The organism is Halomonas tibetensis (assembly GCF_042643535.1).
Lineage (GTDB): Bacteria > Pseudomonadota > Gammaproteobacteria > Pseudomonadales > Halomonadaceae > Halomonas > Halomonas tibetensis.
In genome coordinates, this window is record NZ_JBHRSQ010000014.1 from 203,959 (window position 1) to 221,874 (window position 17,916).

General features: G+C 65.3%; 16 protein-coding genes. 13 read left to right on the top strand and 3 right to left on the bottom strand.

From position 1 onward, the window contains the following. Positions 1-68: 68 nt before the first annotated feature. Positions 69-662 (top strand): oligoribonuclease, encoded by a 594-nt coding sequence (gene orn, locus ACFODV_RS11535; protein WP_379759365.1) that lies wholly within the window; start codon positions 69-71, stop codon positions 660-662. 2 nt (positions 663-664) lie between these two features. On the opposite strand, the gene queG is transcribed toward orn, so the two are convergent. Then, positions 665-1,762: a tRNA epoxyqueuosine(34) reductase QueG gene (gene queG / locus ACFODV_RS11540; RefSeq protein WP_379759368.1), complete on the bottom strand. Its 1,098-nt coding sequence runs from the start codon at positions 1,760-1,762 to the stop codon at positions 665-667. Between the two features lie 98 nt (positions 1,763-1,860). On the opposite strand from queG, the gene ACFODV_RS11545 reads away from it, so the two are divergent. From ACFODV_RS11545 to ACFODV_RS11595, 11 genes are all read left to right on the top strand, one after another. Continuing rightward, positions 1,861-3,378, top strand: coding sequence for an NAD(P)H-hydrate dehydratase (locus ACFODV_RS11545; RefSeq protein ID WP_379759371.1), 1,518 nt, complete (start codon positions 1,861-1,863; stop codon positions 3,376-3,378). Then, a complete protein-coding gene (tsaE, locus tag ACFODV_RS11550; protein ID WP_379759374.1) occupies positions 3,359-3,877 on the top strand; it encodes a tRNA (adenosine(37)-N6)-threonylcarbamoyltransferase complex ATPase subunit type 1 TsaE in 519 nt (172 codons plus the stop codon). The genes ACFODV_RS11545 and tsaE overlap by 20 nt, the downstream gene beginning before the upstream one ends. After that, positions 3,874-5,325, top strand: a complete 1,452-nt coding sequence (locus tag ACFODV_RS11555) for an N-acetylmuramoyl-L-alanine amidase (RefSeq protein WP_379759377.1) — start codon at positions 3,874-3,876, stop codon at positions 5,323-5,325. Before tsaE ends, ACFODV_RS11555 begins: the two co-directional genes overlap by 4 nt. Before the next feature lie 20 nt (positions 5,326-5,345). Next, positions 5,346-7,358 (top strand): DNA mismatch repair endonuclease MutL, encoded by a 2,013-nt coding sequence (gene mutL, locus ACFODV_RS11560; RefSeq protein ID WP_379759380.1) that lies wholly within the window; start codon positions 5,346-5,348, stop codon positions 7,356-7,358. Between the two features lie 4 nt (positions 7,359-7,362). Further along, on the top strand, positions 7,363-8,301 hold the full coding sequence (gene miaA, locus ACFODV_RS11565) for a tRNA (adenosine(37)-N6)-dimethylallyltransferase MiaA (RefSeq protein ID WP_379759384.1): 939 nt from the start codon (positions 7,363-7,365) through the stop codon (positions 8,299-8,301). An 84-nt stretch (positions 8,302-8,385) separates the two neighbouring features. Beyond that, positions 8,386-8,634 (top strand): RNA chaperone Hfq, encoded by a 249-nt coding sequence (gene hfq / locus ACFODV_RS11570; RefSeq protein ID WP_379759387.1) that lies wholly within the window; start codon positions 8,386-8,388, stop codon positions 8,632-8,634. An 8-nt stretch (positions 8,635-8,642) separates the two neighbouring features. Next, entirely contained in the window at positions 8,643-9,971 is a 1,329-nt protein-coding gene (hflX, locus tag ACFODV_RS11575; RefSeq protein ID WP_379759390.1) for a ribosome rescue GTPase HflX, read from the top strand. Positions 9,972-10,106: 135 nt separating this feature from the next. Further along, a complete protein-coding gene (gene hflK / locus ACFODV_RS11580; protein ID WP_379759393.1) occupies positions 10,107-11,351 on the top strand; it encodes an FtsH protease activity modulator HflK in 1,245 nt (414 codons plus the stop codon). Continuing rightward, positions 11,352-12,236: a protease modulator HflC gene (gene hflC / locus ACFODV_RS11585; RefSeq protein WP_379759396.1), complete on the top strand. Its 885-nt coding sequence runs from the start codon at positions 11,352-11,354 to the stop codon at positions 12,234-12,236. Positions 12,237-12,433: 197 nt separating this feature from the next. Beyond that, entirely contained in the window at positions 12,434-13,609 is a 1,176-nt protein-coding gene (locus tag ACFODV_RS11590) for an ATP phosphoribosyltransferase regulatory subunit (protein ID WP_379759399.1), read from the top strand. A gap of 61 nt (positions 13,610-13,670) precedes the next feature. Next, positions 13,671-14,966 carry an adenylosuccinate synthase gene (locus tag ACFODV_RS11595; protein ID WP_379759402.1) on the top strand — a complete coding sequence of 432 codons (1,296 nt, stop codon included), beginning with the start codon at positions 13,671-13,673 and terminating at the stop codon, positions 14,964-14,966. A 97-nt stretch (positions 14,967-15,063) separates the two neighbouring features. On the opposite strand, the gene cobO is transcribed toward ACFODV_RS11595, so the two are convergent. Together cobO and ACFODV_RS11605 are read right to left on the bottom strand one after the other, a co-directional pair. Then, positions 15,064-15,663, bottom strand: coding sequence for a cob(I)yrinic acid a,c-diamide adenosyltransferase (gene cobO / locus ACFODV_RS11600; RefSeq protein WP_379759405.1), 600 nt, complete (start codon positions 15,661-15,663; stop codon positions 15,064-15,066). A 43-nt stretch (positions 15,664-15,706) separates the two neighbouring features. Continuing rightward, complete coding sequence (locus ACFODV_RS11605; protein ID WP_379759408.1) at positions 15,707-17,215, bottom strand: RimK family protein; 1,509 nt, start codon at positions 17,213-17,215, stop codon at positions 15,707-15,709. 161 nt (positions 17,216-17,376) lie between these two features. Here ACFODV_RS11605 and ACFODV_RS11610 point away from each other — a divergent pair, with 161 nt between their 5' ends. After that, positions 17,377-17,877, top strand: a complete 501-nt coding sequence (locus tag ACFODV_RS11610) for a GNAT family N-acetyltransferase (RefSeq protein WP_379759411.1) — start codon at positions 17,377-17,379, stop codon at positions 17,875-17,877. Positions 17,878-17,916: the final 39 nt, after the last annotated feature.

Sequence of the window (17,916 nt, forward strand, 5' to 3'; positions counted from 1 at the left end):
AGTGTACTCACTCAGGGCGCCCGCTGTCGCGAGCCGCGCGGCGCAAGGAACTTGGTTAAGGAAAGTAGATGAGCAAGAGCAACGAATCCGAAGATCCACGCAAGAACCGCCTGGTCTGGATCGATCTGGAGATGACCGGGCTCGACCCGAATCGCGAGAGGATCATCGAGGTAGCCACCCTGGTCACCGACGCCGAGCTGAATGTCGTCGCCGAGGGCCCGATGATCGCGGTCAAGCAGCCCGACGACCTGCTCGATGCCATGGACGCCTGGTGCACAAGGACCCACGGCGAGTCTGGTTTGACCGCCCGGGTCAGGGCGAGTGCGATCGACACCGCACAGGCCGAGCGGCAGACCCTCGCCTTCCTGCGTGAGCACGTGGAGCCAGGTACCTCGCCCATGTGCGGCAACAGCGTCCACCAGGACCGCCGCTTTCTGGAGCGGGAAATGCCCGAGCTGCTGGCTTTCTTCCACTATCGCAACCTGGATGTCTCGACACTAAAGGAGCTGGCGAAGCGCTGGAACCCCGGGGCCATGGCGGGCTTCCACAAGCGCAACGTGCACCTTGCCATGGACGACATCAAGGAATCCATTGCCGAACTGGCCCACTATCGCGGCACCTTCCTGCGCCTGACGGACGCCGATAGCGACGAGGAGGAGTAGCGTCAGCCGCTGGCAATCCGCTTATCCCGCCTGTCCCGCTGACGGCCCAGCGCCCAGCGTACGTGCTCGCGCACCAGGTCGGAGGGGTAGGGAAGGCGTGCACGCAGGGCGGCCTCCACGGCTTCGCTCCAGGGGGCATTGCCCAGTCCCACGGCGAGATTGCGCAGCCAGCGCTCATAGCCGATGCGACGAATCGGGCTGCCGGCAGTCTTTTCCAGGAACTCCTCCTCGCCCCAAGCGAACAGTGAGAGCAGGCTGGCGCGATCCAGGTCGTGGCGGGGGGCAAAGTCGGCCTCTTGGGTAGCGCGGGTGAAGCGGGTATAGGGGCAGACCAGCTGGCAGTCGTCGCAGCCGAACACCCGGTTGCCCATGGCCTCGCGGTAGTGCTCCGGGATCGCCCCGAACAGCTCGATGGTCAGGTAGGAGATGCAGGCCCGGGCGTCTATCACTCGGTCCTCGACGATGGCTCCGGTGGGGCAAGCCGTGCGGCAGGCGCTGCAGCTGCCGCAGTGGTCCCCCTCGAAGGGGGCGTCCATCGGCAGCGGCAGGTCGGTATAGAGCTCGCCCAGGAAGAACAGCGAGCCGGCCTTCGGGTTGAGCAGCATGGCGTTCTTGCCGAACCAGCCAAGTCCTGCCTTGCGCGCCAATGCTCTTTCCATCACCGGGGCCGAGTCCACGAAGGCGCGGTAGCCGATCGGCCCCACCTCGGCCTCGATCCACTGGGCCAGGGTGGCCAGGCGCTTGCGCATCAGCTTGTGGTAGTCGCGCCCAGTGGCATAGCGTGAGACATAGGCGAGCTCGGGCTGGCCCAGCACCTTGGCGGTCTCGACCTCCGCGGGCAGATAATCGAGGCGCACGCTGATCACGCGGACGGTGCCGGGGATCAGCTCTGCGGGTCGGGTGCGTTTGGTCCCGTGTTTGGCCATGAAGCTCATCTCGCCCTGGTGGCCCGCCGCCAGCCAGCGTGCCAGGCGCGGTTCCTCCTCGGCCAGGTCCACGTCGGTGATGCCGAGCTGCTGGAAGCCGAGCTCGCGCCCCCAGGTCTTGATGCGCTGGGCCAGGGAGGCAAGATCGGCAGGTGAGAGCGAGGAATGACGCATTATCGTGAATATACCGGGCAAATGAGGCCGGGCGATTGGCGCCGGCGTCGGGAAACGACACACTGATGGTAAAGCAACCCCTTGCCAGGAGACACCGGATGTCTTTCGAGACCCTGCACCCTCTCTACCGCGCCGAGCAGGTAGGTGAACTCGACCGGCGCACCATCGCCGGCGGTATCGAAGGCTTCGCCCTGATGCAGCGCGCCAGCGCCGCTGCGTGGCAGGTGTTGCGCGATCGCTTCCCCGAGGTTCGCTCGCTGACGGTGCTGTGCGGCGCCGGCAACAACGGCGGCGATGGCCACGTGCTGGCCGCCCTGGCTGCCGCCGAGGGGCTGGCCGTGCAGCGCATCCTGCTCAAGGGCATCGATGAGCTTGGTGGCGACGCTCGCCTGGCCGCCGATATGGCCACGGCGGCCGGCGTTGGCGTCGAGCCCTGGACATCCGGCATGACGTTTACTGGCGAACTGCTGGTGGATGCCCTGCTTGGCACAGGGCTCTCCGGCGAGGTGCGCGGCGCCTTCCTCGATGCGATCACGGCCATCAATGCCAGTGCACGTCCCGTGCTGGCCATCGACATTCCCTCGGGGCTGCATGCCGATACCGGCGCGGTGCTGGGGAAGGCCGTGCGGGCCGCGGCGACGGTGACCTTTATCGGCGACAAGCTGGGGCTGCATACCGGGGCGGCGGCGGATCACGTCGGCGAGCGGCATTTCTGTGCGCTGGGCGTTGACGCGGCGGCCCAGGCCGACCTGATGCCGGCGGCTCGGCTGTTGGAGGAATCGCTGATTGCCGCCTGGCTGCCGCCGCGGCGGCGTGCCGCCCACAAGGGCGACTGCGGGCACTCGCTGATTCTCGGCGGGGCGCCGGGCTTCGGCGGGGCAGCATTGCTCGCTGCCGAGACATGCGCGCGACTGGGGGCCGGCAAGGTGAGCCTGGCCACGGCGCCTGAGCACGTCGTCGCCAGTCTGGTGCGCTGCCCCGAGGTGATGGTCCACGGTGTGCGCGGCGCCGCCGACCTCGGCGAGCTGCCCAGCGGTGCCGATGTGCTGGTGGTGGGGCCGGGGCTGGGCCAGGGCAGCTGGGGGCAGGGGGTGTTGCAGGCGGCGCTCGATGCAGAGCGTCCCCTGGTGGTGGACGCCGATGGCCTCAACTTGCTGGCCACGCGGTTTTCCAAGTCACAGCGCGCCGGCTGGATTCTTACGCCGCATCCGGGGGAGGCCGCCCGGCTGCTCGGTTGTTCGGCCGCCGAGGTGGAGGCGGATCGCCCCGCCGCGGCGCTGGCGCTGCGCGAACGCTGGGGCGGGGTGGTGGTGCTCAAGGGCGCCGGGACCCTGGTGGCCGGCCCTTCGGGGCTCGTTGTCTGCCCGTTTGGCAACCCCGGCATGGCCAGCGGTGGGATGGGCGATGCGCTCTCCGGCATGCTGGGCGCCCTGCTGGCTCAGGGCGTACCGCTGGAGATCGCCGCCTGGCTGGGGGTGCTGACGCACGCCCTGGCCGCCGATCTGGCAGCCCGCGACGCGGGAGAACGTGGTCTGCTGGCGGGCGATCTGGCATCCTATGCGCGAATGCTGGTCAATCCGACGATGGGCGGGGACGATGCTGCTGCGACTCGATGATGAAGCTCGCCAGGTGGCTCTGGGCGAATGCCTGGGGCAGGCCCTGGAAGGGCATGGACTGGTCTATCTCGAGGGTGAGCTTGGCGCCGGCAAGACCACCCTGGCCCGAGGCGTGCTGCGCGCCTACGGCCACCAGGGTGCGGTGAAGAGTCCCACCTATACGCTGGTGGAGCCTTATGAACTTCAGGATGTGCGGATTTACCACTTCGACCTCTATCGCCTCGGCGATCCGGAAGAACTGGAATTCATCGGGGGTCGCGATCTGTTGGCCGAGGATGCCCTATGTCTCATCGAGTGGCCCTGCCGCGGCGAGGGATGGTTGACCGAGCCAGATCTGCGCATCCTCCTGACGCTTTCCGGGACGGGGCGAGAAGCTCGGCTCGAGGCCCGAAGCCCCCGGGGCGATCAGCTGTTGGCAAGACTGGCGGCCATGCCCGAGCTTGCCACCTGTCGCCTGATGGGGCCTGACGATGCCAGGGAGGGCGAGGTAGCACAATGATCAAGTGGCTCACTCGCGGCCTGCTGGCCGCTACACTGTCTTATCTTCCCCTGGCGAGTCTTCATGCTGCCCAGGTGGATAATGTGCGTCTGTGGGCAGCGCCGGACCACGCTCGGCTGGTGTTCGATCTCGCTTCGCCGACCCAGGCCAATATCTTTGCGCTCGACAACCCGCGACGCCTGGTGATCGATCTGGATGACAGCCGCATGGCGGCGGACCTCGCCGGCATCGACCTCGCCGGCAGCGCGATCAGTCGTATTCGCACGGGGGTGCGAGACGGCGATGGCCTACGCGTGGTGCTGGAGCTCGAGCGCGAAGTGGACCCTCGCCACTTCAGTCTGGCCCCCAACGATCAGTACGGCCACCGCCTGGTGGTGGACCTCGAGTACCCCGGCGAGAGTGCCGTGAAGGATCCGATCGATCCCATCGAGGCGATGATCCGAGAGCAAGAGATCGCCGCCAAGCGCGTCCGAGTCGTCACCTCGGACGGCGGCGCGCCTGCCGAGGTAACATCGCCGCCGCCGGTGGCCCTGCAGAAGGCACAGGCCCATCCTCGTCGCGATATCATCATCGCCATTGATCCCGGTCACGGTGGTGAGGACCCCGGTGCCATCGGCCCCAGCGGCACTCGCGAGAAGGATGTGGTGATGGAAATCGCCCGGCGCCTGCAGCGGCTGGTGGACGATACCGACGGATTTCGTGCGGTGATGATCCGCGATGGCGACTATTACATCGGGCTGCGTCAGCGCACCCAGATCGCCCGGGATCAGAAGTCCGACTTTTTCGTTTCTATCCACGCCGACGCGTTCACCAGCCCGCGACCCAACGGCAGTTCGGTCTACGCGCTTTCTCAGCGTGGCGCCACCTCCGAGACCGCTCAGTGGCTTGCGGCCAGCGAGAACCGCGCCGACCTGATCGGCGGGGTGGACGGAAACCTCTCCCTCAGGGACAAGGACGAGGTCCTGCGTGGCGTGCTGCTCGATCTGACCATGACCGCGACGCTCAACGACTCCCTCTCTATCGGTGGCCAGGTGCTCGACCAGCTGGGGCGCATCAATCGGCTCCACCGCAGCCGGGTGGAGCAGGCCGGTTTCATGGTGCTCAAGTCGCCGGATATTCCGTCGTTGCTGATCGAGACCGGCTTCATTTCCAACCCGGATGAGGAACGCCGGCTGCGCGACTCGAGCCATCAGCAGAAGCTGGCCCGGGCGATCTTCTCGGGCCTTCAGGATCACTTCCGTCGTAATCCGCCGCCGGCCAGCCTGCTGGCTTGGCAGCGTGACAACAACCGCAGTCCCGGCGGCAACGAATATCGCATCCAGCCTGGCGATACCCTTTCGCAAATTGCCGCCCGACATAATGTCTCCACGGATCGACTCAAGCAGGCCAACGAACTCAACGGCGATGTGATCCGCGTGGGTCAGGTGCTGCGCATTCCGCGAACCTGAATCGAATGGCAAGGAGAGACATGAGCGAACCGCGCCCTATCCGGATCCTCGACCCGCGACTGGCCAACCAGATTTCCGCCGGGGAAGTGGTGGAGCGCCCCGCCTCGGTGGTCAAGGAACTGGTCGAGAATGCCATCGACGCGGGCAGCCGGCGCATTGACGTGGAGCTTGAGGCCGGCGGTACTCGGCTGATCCGCGTGCGCGACGATGGCAGCGGTATCGGCGAGGAAGACCTGGCACTGGCGCTGTCTCGCCACGCCACCAGCAAGATTATCTCCCTGGAAGAACTGGAAGGCGTGGCGAGTCTGGGGTTTCGCGGCGAGGCCCTGGCCTCGATCAGCTCGGTGTCGCGTCTGGAACTGGTTTCCAACGCCGATGAAGACCCTACTACCGGTTGGCGAGTGGTGGCCGAGGGTCGCAACATGGAGCCACGGATTTCGCCGGCTCCCCACGCCCGAGGCACTTCTGTCACGGTGCGCGATCTCTTCTTCAATACGCCGGCGCGGCGCAAGTTCCTGCGCATGGAGAAGACCGAGTTCAGTCATGTGGAGGAGGCCTTTCGTCGCCAGGCGCTCTCCCGCTTCGACATCGGCTGGACCCTGCGCCACAACCAGAAGACCCTCCACCAGCTTCGTCCCGGTGGCGATCAGGCCTCCCGGGAGCGACGCATCGCCTCCCTGCTCGGCAAGGCGTTCCTGGAGAACGCCCTGCACCTGGATCTCGAGGCCTCGGGGCTACGGCTATGGGGCTGGGTGGGGCTGCCTACCCACTCCCGGGCCCAGGCCGACCAGCAGTACTTCTTCGTTAATGGGCGGGTGGTGCGCGACCGCCTGGTGGCTCACGCCGTGCGTCAGGCCTATCGTGACGTGATGTTCAATGGCCGCCATCCGGTGTTCGTGCTCTACCTGGAAGTGGACCCGGCAGTGGTGGATGTCAACGTCCACCCCACCAAGCACGAGGTGCGCTTCCGCGACGGCCGCCTGGTCCACGACTTTCTTTTTTCCAGCCTGCATCGGGCCCTGGGAGAAGCTCGGGCCGGCCATCCGGGGGCCGGGCATTCGGGGGCCGGCCATCCGGGAGATGTCTTGGGAGATGATTCGGGGGCAGGCTCGGAGGAGGGGTCGGTCGGTAAGGCGGGCGTGGAGGCAGGTGAGCCTCAGGCTGCGTTTCCCGAGGCTCAGCGGGTGGCCGAGCGCGCCGGCCGCTGGCAGCAGCAGCCCATGGCTCTGCCGGGTGAGGAGGGCGCGCGGGTCACGCCGGATCGCGTCAGGGCCTTCATGGAGGGCTATCGGGCGCTGCACCCGGGTCATGAGGAGAGCCTGCTAACGCCACGGCCGGCGGCGCCAGTGGCAGATGGCACCGGGGCGGGGGGCGCCGCCGCCGAGATGGCATTGGCCGAGCGCCAGTCTGCACGCCGCCCGCCGCTGCCAGACGCCGATGACACCCGAGCGCCACCGCTGGGCTTTGCCATCGCTCAGCTTCACGGCGTCTATATTCTCGCCCAGAGCGAGCGAGGTCTCATCCTGGTGGACATGCACGCCGCCCATGAGCGCATTGTCTACGAGCGCATGAAGATCCAGGTGCACGGTGGCAGGCTCGAGGCCCAGCCGTTGCTGGTGCCGGTGTCGCTCGCCGCCAGCCCCGCCGAGGTGGCCACCGCCGAGGCGGAGCGCGAGGCTTTTGCTCGCTTTGGCGTAGAGCTTGACGTGGCCGGCCCCGAGACCCTGCTGGTACGCCAGTTGCCGGTGCAGCTGAGCGACGCCGACGTAGAACCGCTGATCCGCGACATGCTCGGAGAACTCGAACGCTATGGGCGTTCCGATCGCCTCGAGGCCCACGTCAACGAGTTGCTCGCCACCATGGCCTGCCACGGCAGCGTGCGTGCTAACCGCCAGCTGACCCAGGCGGAGATGAACGCCCTGCTGCGCGACATGGAGCGTACCGAGCGCAGCGGTCAGTGCAACCACGGTCGCCCCACCTGGACCGAAATGAGCATGAAGGAGCTGGACCGCCTCTTCATGAGGGGGCAGTAGTCCCATGAGTGACACTCGTCCTCCCGCCATCCTGCTGGTAGGCCCCACCGCCGCCGGCAAGACCGGTCTGGCCATCGAACTGCACGAACGCCTGGGCGTGGAGCTGATCAGCGTCGACTCCGCCATGGTCTATCGCGGGATGGACATCGGCAGTGCCAAGCCCTCTGCGGAGGAGCTGGCCCGCGCGCCGCATCGGCTGATCGACATCCGCGACCCCGCCGAGCCTTACTCGGCGGCGGCGTTCCGCGAGGACGCCCTGCGCGAGATGCACGAGATCACGGCCGCCGGCCGGGTGCCGCTGCTGGTAGGCGGCACCATGATGTATCTGAAGCAGCTGTTGCACGGGGTGGCCAATCTGCCCAGTTCGGACCCTGCGTTGCGCGCCGAGCTGGAAGCCGAGGCGTCAGCCCATGGCTTGGCGGCGCTGCACAAGACCCTCGCCCGGGTCGATCCTGCCTCGGCTGCCCGCATTCATCCTAACGATCCCCAGCGGTTGATGCGGGCGCTGGAAGTCTATCGGCTAAGCGGCCGGTCTCTCAGCGAGCTGTGGGCTGAGCAGCAATCTGAAACCTTTCCGTGGCGCACGTTGTCGATAGGACTCGCTCCAGTGGACCGTGTCGTGCTTCATCAGCGGATCGAGCAGCGCTTCGATGCCATGCTCGAGGGAGGTTTCATCGAGGAGGTGGCATCATTACGCGCCCGCGGCGACTTGTCGCAGGACCTACCCTCCATGAAGAGCGTCGGCTATCGCCAGGTATGGGAGGCGCTTGATGGCGAGGGGAATCTCGAGGGTCTGCGACAGCGTGGTATTGCCGCCACTCGCCAGTTGGCCAAGCGGCAACTGACCTGGATGCGTAGTTGGGAGGGGCTCGAGTGGGTCGACAGCGTGGGAGATGATCCCCTCGGTGATGTGCTGAAACTCGTGCGCGATTTCGGCACTTAGCGTAAGATACGCCATTCACAAGCCGGGTAGCCTGCCCGTCGCGTACCCAACGTCAACCCCAGAGACAATGTCAGGGAGATCAACATGTCCAAAGGGCAGTCCCTTCAAGATCCGTACCTGAACATCCTGCGCAAGGAGCGCATACCGGTATCGATTTTCCTGGTCAACGGGATCAAGCTGCAGGGCCAAATCGAGTCCTTCGACCAGTTCGTGATCCTGTTGCGCAATACCGTTAGCCAGATGGTCTACAAGCACGCCATCTCCACCGTGGTACCGTCGCGCAACGTGCGCCTGCCGGTCCAGGACCCTGCCGAGCCGCAGGATAGCCAGTGAGGTAGTGATTGTTTTTCGAACGTCCCGACGCCGGTGAAACGGCCGTCCTCGTCCATGTGGACTTCCAGGACGAACAGAAGCGCGAAGATGCGGGTGAGTTCCTTGAGCTCGTTCGCTCCGCTGGCGCTGTACCGGCTACCCTGCTGACAGGCAGTCGCCAGCGGCCCGACCCGCGGATATTTGTGGGCACCGGCAAGTTGGAGGAGTTGCGCGAGGCAATGGTGGCCCATGGTGCAGAGCTGGTAATATTCAACCATGCCCTGAGCCCCTCCCAGGAACGTAATATCGAGCGCGAGCTAAAGTGCCGCGTGCTCGACCGCACCGGTCTTATTCTCGATATCTTCGCCCAGCGGGCTCGAACCCACGAGGGCAAGCTTCAGGTAGAGCTTGCACAGCTTGAGTACATGTCCACACGCCTGGTGCGTGGCTGGACTCACCTGGAGCGTCAGAAAGGCGGTATTGGTCTGCGCGGTCCCGGTGAGACCCAGTTGGAGACAGACCGTCGCCTGCTGCGTGGACGTATCAAGTCGATTCATCGGCGGCTCGACAAGGTGCGCAGCCAGCGTGAGCAGAACCGTCGCTCTCGCGCTCGAGCCGAGATCCCCAGTGTTTCTCTGGTGGGTTACACCAACGCAGGCAAGTCAACGCTGTTCAACGCGCTCACCTCCTCCGAGGTCTATGCGGCCGACCAGCTCTTCGCTACCCTCGATCCAACGCTGCGGCGTCTGGAAGTCGAAGATGTGGGTCCGGTGGTGCTGGCCGACACCGTGGGTTTCATTCGTCACTTGCCCCACAAGCTGGTGGAAGCGTTCCGCGCCACCTTGCAGGAGGCCGCTGAGGCGACCCTGCTGGTACATGTGATCGACGCCGCCGACCCGGATCGCGAGCTCAACGTGCAGCAGGTCGAATTGGTGCTCGACGAGATTGGCGCTCTGGAAGTGCCGATGCTCAAGGTGATGAACAAGATTGATCTTCTGGACAGCGCGCCGCGCATCGAGCGCGACGGTGAAGGGCGCCCCGAGGTGGTGTGGCTATCAGCGCAGGAGGGAAGGGGGTTGGAGCTGTTGGCTCAGGCCCTGGCCGAGCGGTTAGCCGACGACGTTCTCGACTTCTCCCTCACGTTGGCGCCTGAACAGGGTCGGCTGCGCGCGGCCCTTCACGAGCTCGGCGCGGTGCGCGACGAAGCCTTTGAAGAGCAGGGCGACACCCGATTGCAGGTGCGCCTGCCACGTCGCGACTTCCTGCAGCTCATGTCTCGGCTCGGCGAGCGCCCTGAAGACTATCTTCCTGAGTTCATGAGTGATCGCGAGGCTTGGGAAGAGCAAGGGGCAGGCTAGGTACGGGCAGACGATAATAACGACGACACGGACGACGGGCGCCACTGTCCTGCAAGGTGGGGGCGCCGAAAGGATCGCAACCGACGTCTCGGCCGGCTCGCCGGCAGGGGCCGCAACACAGAGTGGAGAAGACCTATGGCCTGGAATGAGCCTGGTGGTGGCAACCAGCACGACCCATGGAGTGGTGGTGGTCGCCGTGGTGGTAATGAAGGCGGAGGCAATGGTGGCGGCGGCGGTAATCGCGGCGGCAACCAGGGCCCTCCCGACCTCGAGGAGGCCCTGAAGAAGTTTCAGGATAAACTCAACAGTATGCTCGGCGGCCGCGGTGGCAAGGGCGGCGGCAGTGACGGCAAGGGCGGTAAGGGTGGAGGCGGCAAGCCACGCAACGTCCTGGCGTTGCCCGGCCTGCTGATCGTGGTGGCCCTGGCGATCTGGGCGGCTACCGGCTTCTACCTGGTCGACCAGTCGGAGCGTGGCGTGGTGCTGCGGTTCGGCAAGTTTCAGGAGGTGGTCAGCCCGGGCCTGCAATGGAACCCGCCGCTGGTCGACGATGTACGCATGGTCAACGTGACTCGCGTGCGTTCGCTGACCCAGACCCAGGCGATGCTGACTCGCGATGAGAACATCGTCGAGGTCGAGATTTCGGCGCAGTATCAAGTGGCTGACCCGCGCGACTTCGTGCTGAACGTGCGCAATCCGCAGCTCTCCATCGAGAACGCGCTGGACTCCGCGCTGCGCCACGTGGTCGGTGGCACCGACATGATCGAAATCCTGACCTCCGGTCGTGAGATTCTCGGCAGCTCGGTGCGCAGCCGCCTTCAGTCCTACCTGGACAGCTACGGTACAGGGATCAGTCTGCAGACCATCAACATCGAGTCCACCACCGCGCCCGGTCCGGTCATCGACGCCTTCGACGACGTTATCCGGGCCCGTGAGGATCGCCAGCGGACCATCAACCAGGGCATGGCCTACGCCAACGCCATCATCCCCGAGGCCCAGGGTCAGGCACAGCGCCTGGTCGAGCAGGGCCAGGGTTATCGCGAATCGGTCGTTGCCGAGGCGCGTGGTCAGGCCAACCGCTTCAACGCGCTGCTGTTCCAGTACCAGGACTCTCCGGCGATCATGCGCGAGCGCCTCTACTTAGACGCTATCGCCGAGATCTTCGGCAGTACGCCCAAGGTACTGGTTGACGTGGCCGACGACAGTCCGCTGATGTACTTGCCGCTTGACCAGATGGGCAGTGGCGGCTCAGGTAGTTCGTCCTCCGGCGAGCGTCTGGGCGATCAGGGCGAGCTCGACCCACGCGTGCTGGAGCGACTGCGCTCCGGCCAGACGACCTCTAGCAGCAATACCGGTGGAATCCGCAGGGAGGGCCGCTAAATGATCAATAATCGTTCCCTGCTCATTGTCGGCGGCCTGGCCGCCGTGGCCTGGCTGGCCAGCAACAGCCTCTATGTGGTCGACGAGACCGAGCGCGCCGTCAAGCTGCGCTTCGGTGAGGTCATCGAGGAGAACATTCAGCCGGGCCTGCACGTCAAGGTGCCGATCACGCAGACCATTCGCAAGTTCGATACCCGGGTGTTGACGCTGGATACCGATACCAGCCGCTATCTGACCCTCGAGCAGAAAGCGGTGATCGTCGATTCTTACGTCAAGTGGCAGGTGGTCAACCCGACCCGCTACTACGAGGCCACCGCCGGCGACGAGCTGATTGCAATTCGTTTGATTCAGCCTCGAGTTGACGAGAGCCTGCGTAACGAGTTTGGTCGACTGGACCTCCAGCAGATCATCGCCGAGCGTCGTGACGACCTGATGATCGGGCCGACCCAGGACCTCGATGCCCTGTTGCGTGAAGAGCTCGGCGTTGCCATTGTCGATGTTCGCGTCAAGCGGATCGATCTGCCCGAAGATGTCTCCGCGGCGGTGTTCGACCGAATGCGCTCGGAGCGCGAGCGCGAAGCCCGCGAGTGGCGCGCCCAGGGGCAGGAAGAGGCCGAGCGCATCCGCGCCAACGCCGATCGCCGACGCCAGGTGCTCCTGGCCCAGGCCACCGAGCGAGCCGAGACTCTTCGCGGTGAGGGTGACGCCGAGGCCGCGGGGATCTTCTCGGAGTCCTACTCCCAGGATCAGGAGTTCTTCACCTTCTGGCGCAGTCTGAACGCCTATCGTGAGAGCTTCCAGAGCGACGGCAACATGCTGGTGCTCGATCCTTCCAGCGACTTCTTCCGCTACCTGAAGAGCGCTTCGCCTTCCAGCGGCGAGTGAGCGTGACATGCGCCGGGGTTCATCCTCGGCGCAGACGTGGTAGAATCCTTGAACCGGGCGTGGCCCGGTTTTTTTGTGGCCGTTTATCGCAGGATTTAGCCTAAGCCCTGTCGCAAGCCCTGTCGTACTCGACGCCAGCCAATCCCTTGGTTTGAGCGTCCTTGCGGCCATTTTCACTGCCTTGCAGGATGATTGACATGACCATTGCTGACCGCTGGCTGCTGCCCGACGGCATGGACGAGGTGCTGCCGCCCCAGGCAAGTCGCATGGAGGAGCTTCGTTGTGCGCTGCTCAGCCTTTACCATCGCTGGGGGTACGACCAGGTGATGCCGCCGACGGCGGAGTTTCTTGACTCCCTGCTGACCGGCACCGGCTCCGACCTGGCTCTTCAGACCTTCAAGCTCACCGACCAGCTTACCGGACGCATGATGGGCGTCAGTGCCGATGTCACCCCCCAGGTGGCGCGCATGGACGCTCACTCCCTGAAGCGCCAGGGACCGGTGCGGCTCTGCTACTGCACCAATGTACTTCGCGCCACCGCCGACCAGCATCAGAGCGGCCGCAGTCCCGTGCAGGTTGGCGTAGAGCTGTTCGGTCACGCCGGCATCGAGGCTGACCTTGAGATCCTTCACCTGGCACTGGCTAGCCTTGCCGCTGTCGGTGCCGATGAGATTCACCTGGCGCTGGGACATATCGGCATCTACCGAAGCCTTGTCGAAGCGGCCGGGCTCGAGGGAGACGCCGAGCGCGCGCTCTTCGAAGCCCTGGAGCGAAAGAGTCCCGGTGAGATCGCCGAGCGGGTAGCCCAGAGCGTCCAGGATCCGGCCCTGGCCGAGATGTTTCTGGCGCTGGGCCGGCTTCACGGCGGCGCCACGGTGCTGAAGGAAGCTCAGGAGGTCTTCGCCGGCGCACCGGCAGCGGTGGGGGCGGCTCTGGACCAGCTGCGGGCCATGCACCAGGGCGTGTTAGCCAGCCACCCCGAGGTGGCGCTCTACTTTGACCTGGGCGAGCTGCGCGGCTATGCCTATCATACCGGCATGATGTTCGCCGCCTATGTGCCCGGCTTCGGCCAGGCGCTTGCCAAGGGTGGCCGTTATGACGATACCGGCCGAGCCTTCGGGCGCGCACGTCCGGCCACCGGGTACTCCATGGACCTCAAGCTGTTAGCGGGACTGTCCTGCTCGGAGCCACCGCGAGATGGCATCTGGGCCCCGGCCGAAGGCGAGGGGCTGCACGAAGCCGTGGCAGCCCTGCGGGCGCAGGGCGAGCGGGTGGTGCAGGCGCTACCGGGACAGGACACCGGGCCTGTCGAGCATCGATGCAACCGAGAGCTGGTGCCTCGCGATGGCCACTGGCAGGCCATAGCACTGTAGACTGAGTTAACCCTTGGGTGCGACGGCAGGCCGTCGCGCGGCAACGAGAGACGAGAGATCAATGGGCAAGAACGTAGTGGTACTGGGCACCCAGTGGGGTGATGAAGGCAAGGGCAAGGTCGTTGACCTGCTCACGGAATCCGCTGCGGCGGTAGTTCGCTTTCAGGGCGGCCACAACGCCGGCCACACTCTGGTGATCGACGGTGAAAAAACCGTCCTGCACCTGATCCCCTCGGGTATTCTGCGCAAGGACAAGGTGTGCGTGATCGGCAACGGCGTGGTGCTGTCGCCCGAGGCGCTGATCAAGGAGATCCGTGAACTGGAGGCCAAAGGCGTGCCGGTGCGAGATCGGCTGCGCCTCTCTCCGGCGTGTCCGCTGATCCTGCCTTACCATGTACGTCTCGACCAGGCTCGCGAGAAGGCCCGCGGTATTGCCAAGATCGGCACTACGGGTCGCGGCATCGGCCCGGCCTATGAGGACAAGGTGGCCCGCCGCGGCCTGCGTCTGGGTGATCTGCAGCACCGCGAGCGTTTCGCGTCCAAGCTTGGCGAGGTGCTGGACTATCACAACTTCGTGCTGGTGAACTATCACGGCGAGGCGCCGGTTGATTTCCAGGAGGTGCTCGACAGCGCGATGGAGATGGCCGAGGAGCTGCGCCCCATGGTCTGCGATACCGTGGGCCTGGTCCACGACTACCGCAAGGCGGGTGAGAACATCCTGTTCGAGGGTGCCCAGGGCTCTCTGCTGGATATCGATCACGGCACCTACCCCTTCGTGACAAGCTCCAACACCACCGCCGGCGGCACCGCGACCGGTTCAGGTGTCGGTCCGCTCTATCTTGACTACGTGCTGGGCATCACCAAGGCCTACACCACCCGGGTGGGCTCCGGCCCGTTTCCCACCGAACTGTTCGATGAGCACGGCCGTCATCTGGCCGAGCGTGGCCACGAGTTCGGCGCCACCACCGGTCGCGCGCGCCGCTGTGGCTGGTTTGACGCCGTGGCCTTGCGCCACGCCGTGCAGATCAACTCGGTGTCGGGCATCTGCCTGACCAAGCTCGACGTGCTCGACGGTCTCGAGAACATCCGGGTCTGCGTAGGGTATCGCAGCAAGGATGGCGAGGTGCTGGACACGCCGGTGGATTCTGAAGGCTACGAGGCCATCGAGCCGCTCTACGAGGACCTGCCGGGCTGGAGCGAATCTACCCTGGGCGTTCAGCGCGTCGAGGAGCTGCCGGCCAACGCCCGCTCCTATATCAGCTATCTGGAGGCAAAGGTCGGTGTCAGCATCGATATCATTTCCACCGGCCCGGATCGCAACGAGACCATCGTGCTGCGAAACCCCTTCGATGGCTGATCGCCGGGCTCGGTAACAGAAGGCTCGATAACAGAAAGGCCCCGCAGATGCGGGGCCTTTCTCGTAGCAGCTCCCTCGGCAGAGAGCGGCGTAAGACTCAGAAGTCGATGCCGCGGCGCGCTTGGACGCCGGCGTTGAAGGCATGTCGCACCTCCTGCATCTCGGTAACGGTGTCGGCCATGGCAAGCAGCTCGCGGTGGGCGTTGCGGCCGGTGACGATGACGCTCTGCTCCGGCGGGCGATTCTCGATGGCGTGCTTCACCGCCTCGATGTCGAGGTAACCGAACTTGAGCATGTAGGTAAGCTCGTCGAGGACCACCAGATAGACGTCGGGGTCGGCCAACATGCGCTCTGCTTCCACCCATACCCTTTGGCAGGCGGCCGTGTCGGCTTCGCGATTCTGGGTATCCCAGGTAAAGCCGGTGGCCATGATCGCCACCTCCAGATGGGGATCCTCGACCAGCCGCTCGCGCTCGCCGCACTCCCACATGCCCTTGATGAACTGCACCACTCCGACCCTGTAACCGTAGCCCAGGGCGCGGGTCACGGTGCCCCAGGCGGCGGTGGTCTTGCCCTTACCGTTGCCGGTAAAGACCAGCAGCAGGCCGCGCTGTTCGGTAGCGGCGGCGACCTTCTCATCGACGTGGGCCTTGAGTTTCTGCATCGATTGTTTGTGGCGGGTGTCGCGATCGTTCATCGGGGCTCCGTTTCTTGTACAGGGTTTGTCCAACAGTCGGATCTTACGCCAACCGGCGTGCCGCGTCAGCCACCCTTGCCTCCATACGTGCCAGGAACACTGCCATGATGCGTTCATAGAGGGTGCGCCCCAGGACCGCATCCTCGATGCCGGCGTCTACATTGGGATTGTCGTTGACCTCGATCACCACCACCCGTTCGCCGGCCTGTTTGATATCGACCCCGTAGAACCCATCGCCGATCAGTCGGCACGCCTTTAGCGCCGCTCTGGTCACCGCCGCCGGTGCCTCGGCAGGGTCGTGGGTGGTGAAGCCACCGCTCTTCACCCGGGCCCCAGAGTGGTCGTAAATCTGCCAGTGGCCGCGGGCCATATAGTAGCGGCTGGCAAACAGTACCTGGCCGTTCAGCACGCCGATGCGCCAGTCGAACTCGGTGGGCAGCCACTCCTGGAGCAGCAGCAGAGCGGAGTCTTGAAATAGCCGTGCGGCCTCCTGTTCGAGATGTGCAGGGTCAGTCACCTTGACCACGCCGCGGGAAAAGGCGCCGTCTGGCACCTTGAGCACCAGCGGGAAAGCGAGCTCGCCGAGTCGCTCGGCCAGGGGGCGGCGGTCGCCGCGCTGTAGCAGCACGCCTTCCGGCGCCGGCACGCCCCGTGCTCGCAGCAGGGCGTGGAGGTAGACCTTGTTAGTGCAGCGCAGGATGTCGCGGGGCGAGTCGATCACCACCAGCCCCTCGTGCTCGGCGCGCCGTGCCATTCGGTAGGTGTGGTGATCCAGCGATGTGGTTTCGCGGATGAACAGCCCATCGAATTCTGCCAGCCGGCCGGCGTCGCGGCGGGTGATCAGCGACACATCGATGCCCATTTTGCGTCCGGCGCGGATGAACGCCTTCAGCGCCCCCCGATTACTGGGCGGCAGCACCTCCCTGGGCTCGACCAGGATGGCAAGGTCGAAGCGGTAGCGGCGGCGGGCCTTTGGGGTGCGCCACACCTGGCGCGAATGCCGGTTCAGCGCACTGGCAAACAGGTCCTGCTCCTCGGCGGCCAGATCTCGCAGCCGAAGCGGCTTGAGCCGCGCCAGACGCCAGAGATCATGGCGGCGTACCAGACGCGCCTCCAGCAGCGGGCAGGGCAGGCGCTCGAACAGCTTGCGGGCGAGCCGCGCCAGAGCCGGTTCGTGACACTCGCCGAACAGCACCCTCAGGGTCAGGGCATCGCCGGGCAGAGCGCCCTCGCGGGCCAACTCGCCGAGCAACGGAGCCAGGGTGTCCAACTGCAGGTCGATCAGCGTCTTGCGTGACAGTTCATTGAGCGTCTCCACCGTAGGCAGCACCCGATGACCGCGGGCCTGGGCCAGCAATGATACGTAGTAGCCGCTGCCGAGATAGTCGAGCTCGCCGCACAGATTGAGCACATGGGTCGTGCGGTCCTGCTCTTCGCCCACCCGGTGACGGCGGTCCTGGGCCAGAAAGTCGGCCGCGGTGATCAGGTCCTCGGAAGGATAGTAGGGCTGCCAGTCGTCAAGGCGGTCGACGACGATACGCAAGGGGCACATGGGTTCTTTCCGGATAAAGAAGAGGGGAGATGTCCTGCTCAGCATGGGGCAGGGCGGCCCGGCGGACAATCGGCTGTCACAGTGAAAAGATTTCATGTTGATGCCCGCTGACAGCCGTCTCTGTGCTGCGCAGAATCATCGCTTCGACCCAGGAGACCCTCATGACCACCCGACTGCGTCCGGCGACCTCCCATGATCTGGATGCCCTGTATCGCCTGGAGCAGGTCGCCTTTACCGGCGACCGCTTCAGCCGCCGCCAACTCTGGCACCTGCTCAACCGCGCCCACGCCGAAACCTGGGTGGTCGAGCGCGATGCTCAGGGCTTCTCGCCCGCCCGCCTGCTGGGCTACGGCACCCTGCTGTTCCGCCATGGCAGCCGACGTGCGCGGCTCTACTCTTTCTGCGTTCACCCCGATGCCCGCGGCAGCGGCCTGGGACGTCAGCTGCTCGAGACCCTGGAAGGAGAGGCTCGGGGCCGCGACAGCGCGCGGCTGGGTCTCGAGGTGCGCGCCGACAACCGGGTCGCCCTTAAGCTCTATCGACGCATGGGCTTTTGCCTGGAGCGCTGGCTACCGGAGTATTACGAGGATGGCTGCGCCGGCTGGCAGATGGTCAAGGAACTCGAGACGGTCCCAGCAGGCGCAGCCATCGTCTCGGACTGATAGAATCTCGACGTTTATTATTTTCTTATTTCTTTCGTC